We start from the raw sequence: 6461 nt of genomic DNA, 5'->3' as shown, positions 1-6461 counted from the left end.
CCGGGCCAGGCGTTCCGGGCCGCTCGACCTCGGCGGCGGCGGCGGCGCTGACCCTCAGGTCGATGCCCTCCGGCACCACGGTGTACCGGCTGGGCTGCCCGGCCACATCGAGGCCGAGCAGCTCGCGCATGTCGTGCTGCAGCTCGGGGCGGGGGAAGAGGGCGATGTGGGCGGCGTCCTCGGCCAGGCGCTGCACCAGCCGGGCGCGGAACCAGTAGTGCTCGCGCTCGTCCTCGGTCCCGAAGTTGCCCCGGTGCAGGGCGCCGGTCATGTCCAGCGCATGGATGACGGCGTGCGGGTCGGGCGCGAGCGTGAACACCACCGGGATGTCCAGCTCGCGGGCCGCCTCAGCAGCGGCCAGACTTCCCACCTCGGCCATCCGTAGGTGCAGCACGTCGACGCGGTGCGTCCGCAGCACGCGCCGGATCCCACGTTCCGCCACGACCCGCGACGGCCAGGCCTGCGCGGCGGACGTGGCATCAGCGAGCAGGGGCACCGGCGTCAACAGGTGCCCTTCGGCGGGGGCCAGCGCGTCCAGGGCAGCGCCGGCGGTGCCGCGGGAGATGGTCAGCACGCGGCCCACCCCCTGCTCGGTCGCGAGCGCGTCACCCAGCCGGACCAGCAGGGTGGCGACGCCCCCGTTGTCGCCGGCGCCCGCCCGGGTGAGGTCGCGGTCGATGTCGGCGTGCAGGAAGAGCTGGGCCACGCTGAGTCCGGCCCTCGACCCGCCACGCTCGACAGCGTCGATGCCGAGGTCGATCGCAGCGAGCCGGGCGACGGTTCCCAGCTCGCCGTCGACCGTACTCAGGTCACGGACCACCGCCACCGCGGCGGCGTCGGCCGGGCGGTCACCGAGGGCCGCGACGGCCGTCGCTCGTACGCCTGGGTGCTCGCCGGTGTCCACGACGAGCTGGAGGAGCGCGCGGCCCGCGATCGGACCCGGCACCAGTCCGAGGGTCTCGACGAGCCTGCCGCGGACCTCGGGACCGGCGGCCCCGGCGAGCGCACCTTCGAGGGCGAGGGCGACCTGCGCCGGCGCGGACGCGGCCCACTGGGCGAGCGTGCGCTGGGCCAGGACACCGGAGAATCCGCCGCTCACCACGACTCCGACCAGTCTCCCGATCGCGTCGAGGCGGGGCAGCCTGGCCTTGAGTGCCCAGCTCGCGTGCTCGCGCAAGAACGCCCGGGGGTGCGACAGCAGCGCGGACAGGACGGCGTCCGCGCCATCGTCGAACACGCGAGCCAGGGCGTGCACGGCCGCTACCGCGGTCAGCTCGTCGTCCTCGTGGATCGCCGCCGTGAGGAGCCGCACCGATTCGGGCCCGCCCTCGCGGCCGGCAGCGGTCGCGAGGAGATCAGCGCTGCGCAACACGTCCACCACGAAAGGTGCCTCCTGGACTTCGTCCAAGGTTTGTCGAAGGTTGGCCACGGGGCGTCTTCGGCGCGGAGTGTCTCAACGGATGTCATGGTTCGGGCTGGTCTAGACCACCGCGTGCGAAACGCCCGGTCGCAGCTACCGGAAGTCGCGCGACGAGGCGCGCGCCTGCAGCACAGCGCCTGCGCCGGGCACGATCACGTCGATGCCTTCGACCCGGTCGGCAATGAGGTTGGTGACTCCCTCGTTGCGCTCGAGGCGTCCGCGGATGACCACGGCGACCTTGTTGCGTGCGGCTTGCCGCTGCGCCCGCATCAGTCCGACCGAGCAGACGACGTTGAGCATGCCCGTCTCGTCCTCCAGGTTGAGGAACGTGACCCCCATGGCGGTCCCGGGCCGTTGCCGGTGGGTGACCAGCCCACCGACATGCACGCGGCGACCCGACTCGGTGGTGGCGAGGTCGGCGACCGATCGGACGCCAGCCCGACGCAGCTCGTCGCGCAGGTGCTCGAGGGGGTGGCGTTCGGGCGAGACGCCGGTGGCCCACAGGTCCGCGAGCGTGATCTCGGGCTCGCTCATCCCGGGCAGGGCCGGTGCGTCTGGCGCGGGCGTGGTGCCGGGCAGGTGGTCGGCGCTCTCGGCGAACCCGGCGGCCCAGAGGGCCTCGCGGCGATCCATTCCCCACGCCTCGAAGGCGCCGGCCGTAGCCAGTGATTCCAGTTGCGTGGAGGTCAGGCCCGCGCGCCGGGACAGGTCGGTGACGCCGGTGAAAGGAGCCTCGTCCCTGGCGGCGACGATCCGCTTCGCGACGTCGAGGCCGATGCCCCGCACGGAGTCGAGCCCGAGGCGTACGGCCAGCGCCCCGTCGCGCCGGTGCGCCGGGACCGGGTCCGGGGTGCCGGGCACCCAGTCCGTGCGGACGAAGCGCGGCTGGCAGCACCCATCCAGCCCGGTGGCGGCGACGGGGCCGAAGTCCACGGCCTCCAGCTCGGCCTGTGCCGAGGATCGGGTGACGTCAGGACGGCGTACGTCGACGCCGTGGCGTCTGGCATCGCCGACCAGCGACTGGGGTGAGTAGAACCCCATCGGCTGGTTGCGGAGCAGCCCGGCCAGGAACGCGGCCGGGTAGTGCAGCTTGAACCAGGACGAGGCGTAGACCAGCAACGCGAAGGACAAGGCGTGCGACTCGGCGAAGCCGAAGTTGGCGAAGGACAGGATCTTGACGTAGATCGAGTCGGCGAGGTCGCCGGTGATCCCGCGGCGCTCCATGCCGACGTAGAGCTTCTGCTTGACCGACTCGATGCGCTCCACGCCGCGCTTGGACCCCATGGCCCGGCGAAGAAGGTCGGCGTCGTCGCGGCTGCAGTCGCCCAGGGTGACAGCCATCGCCATCAGCTGCTCCTGGAACAGCGGCACGCCCTTGGTGCGCTCGAGCACGGGAATGAGCTCAGGGTGGTCGTAGGTGACGGGTTCCTGCCCGGTAGCCCGTCGGATGAAGGGGTGGACGGCGCCGCCCTGGATGGGCCCGGGCCGGATGAGCGCGATCTCGATGGCGAGGTCGTAGAACTCGCGCGGACGCAACCGCGGCAGCGTCCCGACCTGGGCCCGGCTCTCCACCTGGAACACCCCGATCGAGTCGGCGCGACACAACATGTCGTAGACCGCGGGCTCCTCCTTGGGCATCGTCGCGAGATCCCACTGCTCACCCAGGTGATCGGCCACCAGCCGCATCATGTGGTCCAGCGCCCCAAGCATGCCCAGACCCAGCAGGTCGAACTTGACCAGTCCCATCGACTCGCAGGCGTCCTTGTCCCACTGCAGCACCGTCCGTCGGTCCATCCGCGCCCGCTCGATGGGACAGACCTCGCCGATGGGGCGTTCAGTGAGCACCATCCCGCCGGAGTGGATGCCGAGGTGTCGAGGGGCACCCGCGAGCTCTTCGGCGAGCGCCACCACCGCCGCCGGGACGTCGTGGGCAGTCGGGTCACCCATGTCTCCGGACACCACGGACTTCCAGCCATCGATCTGCTTGGACCACGCGTCCTGCTGCCCGGGGGAGTAGCCCAAGGCCTTCGCGGCGTCGCGCACGGCCATCCGCGGCCGGTAGGTGATGACGTTGGCCACCTGGGCCGCGTTGCGCCGACCGTAGGTGTCGTAGACCCACTGGATGACCTCTTCACGGCGGTCGGAGTCGAAGTCGACGTCGATGTCGGGCTCCTCGTCGCGGTGTGCGGAGATGAAGCGCTCGAAGGGGAGCCGATAGAAGACGGCGTCGACGGCGGTGATGCCGAGGGCGTAGCAGACCGCGGAGCCGGCCGCGGAGCCGCGACCCTGGCAGAGGATCCCGCGCTCCCGGGCGAAGGCGACGATGTCGTGGACGATGACGAAGTAGCCGGCGAAGTCCTTCCCCCCGATGATCCGCAGCTCGTGCTCGAGGCGCTGGCGTGCCTCGGGTTCGTGGGGGACGCCGGCGTAGCGCTCGGCGAAGCCCCGCTCGGCGAGCACGCGCAGCCACGAGTCGGCGGTGTGCCCCTCCGGGATCTGCCGCTTGGGCAGCGCGGGCGATGCCTTGCGCAGGTCGAAGGCGAGCTCGTCGGCCAGCGAGACGCTGCGGGCGACGGCAGTGGGGTGTGTGGCCAGCGCCGTGGACGTCTCGGCGCCGCTGCGCAGATGGGCCGAGCCCGACAGGTCGAGCCAGCCGTCGAGCTCGGCCAGGCTGCGTCGCGCTCGCACGGCGGCCATGGCCGAGGCCAGGCGGCGTTGCTGGGGGGTGGCGTGATGGACGTTGCCGGCCGCCACGACGTCGAGGCTGTGCACAGCCGCGAGCCGGGCGAGCGAGGCGTTGGTCGCGTCGGCACCGGGGCGTGGTGAGAGCTCGACGAGGACGTGCTCGAGCCCGAACAGCGATGTCAGCCGGTCGAGCTCCTCGGCCGCCGCGGGCTCACCACCGCGTCCCAGAGCCTGTTGGACCGCCCCCTTGCGGCAGCCGGTCAGCACCGCCCAGTGACCGCGACCGCGCTGGCTGAGCTCGTCGAGGTCGTAGACCGGGCGTCCCTTCTCGTCACCGCTGAGGTGTGCGTCGGTCATCGCGGCCGCGAGTCGGTGGTATCCCTCGACCCCGCGTGCCAGCACGAGCAGGTGGGTGCCCTCGGGGTCGGGGACGCCGTTCTGCGGAGAGGTGAGACCGAGGGAGAGCTCGGCGCCGAAGACGGTGGGCAGGTCGTACGCCGCCGCCGCCTCGGCCAGCATCGGCGCGCCGTAGAACCCGTCGTGGTCGGTGATGGCGAGCGCGTGCAGGCCGAGCCGCACGGCCTCCTCGACCAGGGCGGCCGGGGAGCTGGCACCGTCGAGGAAGCTGAAGTGGCTGTGGCAGTGGAGCTCGGCGTAGGGAGTGACGCCGGCCGGGCGCTCGATCGGTCGGGCACGGGTGGCGGTGCGCTTGCGCCGCGAGACCGGTGCGTCGTCCGCCCCCGGCAGCCCACTCAGGCGGCGCTCGAGCTCGCCCCACCTCATGGCGGGGTTGTTCCAGCTCATGTGCTGGTCCCCTGGATCGCTTGGGGCTCAGTCATAGCCGGCCTCGAGGGACCACCCGTCGGGGGAGCACACCAGCAGCCAAGCGCGACCGTCGGCGCCGACGACCTGGAACCGAGCGGTCGGCCCGGTCCCGGTCGACCACCAGCCCTCGTCGGTGGGCCAGGGGCCGGCCCAGGCGGTAACCGGCTGCCACGGCAGCACCCCGCTGCCGAGCCGGAAGCGACAGGGCTCGCCGGTGACGACGCCACGATCGGTCACGCCGACCTGACGTCCCGTGTCGTCGAGCACCTCCGCGGCCGGCGGCGTCGCGAACACCCGCACCGGCGCCGGACCCGGCACCCGGCCGGGCCACGGTCGGTCGGTAGGGCGCAGGTCGACCGCCCGCTCGCCCCACGGCACCATCGCCTGCCGGGCGGACGGGCTGCGACCCCCCTGGAGCACTGGTCGGCGGACGGCGTCGAAGCCGACCATTCCCTGCACCCGCGCCACGCCTCGCTCCACCAGCTCGTCGGACGCGGCGCCCCACAGAGCCTCGCCGTGGGCTGCGGCGGGCTCGACCACCTCGGGCAGGAACCGGACCCGATCGATGGGCGCGCGAACCGACCCGACGTCCTTGCGAGCGCGCAGCGACCCCCCGACGGTCGAGGACTGCAGCTGCCAGTGCACCCGGTCGACGAGGTCGCGAGCACCGAAGTGGCGTGGGTGCAGCCAGGTGCGCGAGGAGCAGACGATGCCGTCGGACTCGGCCTCGACCCGCACCCCGGTGGCCACGAGCTGGTGGTGCGCCAGCTGGGAGACGAAGCGCTCCACGGTCGTCCGCACGCTGAAGGTGATGGCCTCGACCGAGTCGAGCGGAGGCTCGAAGGTCACGGCCGCCTCCAGCTCGGGCGGCGGGGTGCGGGCGACGAACAGGGCGGGGTCCTGGCCTCGGGCACGTCGCCACACCCCAGCGCCGTAGGCCCCGAGCCGGTGCTCGACGGCTTCGCCCGGCAGGTCGGCCAGGTCACCGAGCGTCCCCAGCCCGAGCCGCTGCAGCAGGCTGACCAGGTCTCGTCCCTGCGGACCGTCGCCGTTCAGCACGTGCACCGGCAGGCCCCGCAGGAAGGCGGCGGACCCGCCTGCCGGGACCACCTCCCACGACTGCACCTCGGCGGTACGGGCAGCCTGCTCGGCGGTGAACAGGTCGTCGGCGATCCCGACCCGGACGTCCCAGACGCCTGAGTCGACCAGGGCCTGGCACACCGTCGCTGCGGCTTCGATCTCGGTGCCGTACCAGCTGCCGGGCGCCCGGACGGCGAGCAGGCCGGGACGCAGGGCCGCCACCCCGGGACGCAGGTCCTCCACGACGGCCAGGACGGGCTCGAAGGCACGTGCGTCGCGGTCGGGATTGGCGGGGAGCAGCACCAGCTCCGGGCACTTCGCCTGCGCGTCGCGGCGGCGTTGCCCGCGGCGTACGCCCTGGGATCGAGCGGGACCGTTGCACACCTCGACGAGGTTGGCGGAGAGGACGGCCGCGGGGGAGCGCGGCGACGTCTCGGCCTCGTCCAGCGCG

The 6461-nt window shown here is 72.9% G+C and carries 3 protein-coding genes; all 3 read right to left on the bottom strand.

Annotated elements, in window-relative coordinates:
• Positions 1-1381, bottom strand: a 1381-nt coding sequence (locus JWN68_RS05340) for a glycosyltransferase family 4 protein (protein WP_297735776.1), incomplete at its 3' end; no start/stop codon positions are given.
• 132 nt (positions 1382-1513) lie between these two features.
• Positions 1514-4909, bottom strand: coding sequence for an error-prone DNA polymerase (locus JWN68_RS05335; protein WP_297735773.1), 3396 nt, complete (start codon positions 4907-4909; stop codon positions 1514-1516).
• A 27-nt stretch (positions 4910-4936) separates the two neighbouring features.
• Positions 4937-6461 (bottom strand): DNA polymerase Y family protein (locus JWN68_RS05330; RefSeq protein ID WP_366519749.1); only part of this gene is annotated, 1525 nt, incomplete at its 5' end.

Source organism: Nocardioides sp., from assembly GCF_025964975.1.
Classification (GTDB): Bacteria; Actinomycetota; Actinomycetes; order Propionibacteriales; family Nocardioidaceae; genus Nocardioides.
Note: the sequence above shows the minus strand (reverse complement) of the source record. Positions and strands in the feature narration are given on the sequence as shown.

Excerpts from the sequence above, each read along its gene's own strand:
- JWN68_RS05335 (WP_297735773.1), bottom strand. The coding sequence starts at position 4,909 with ATGAGCTGGAACAACCCCGCCATGAGGTGGGGCGAGCTCGAGCGCCGC.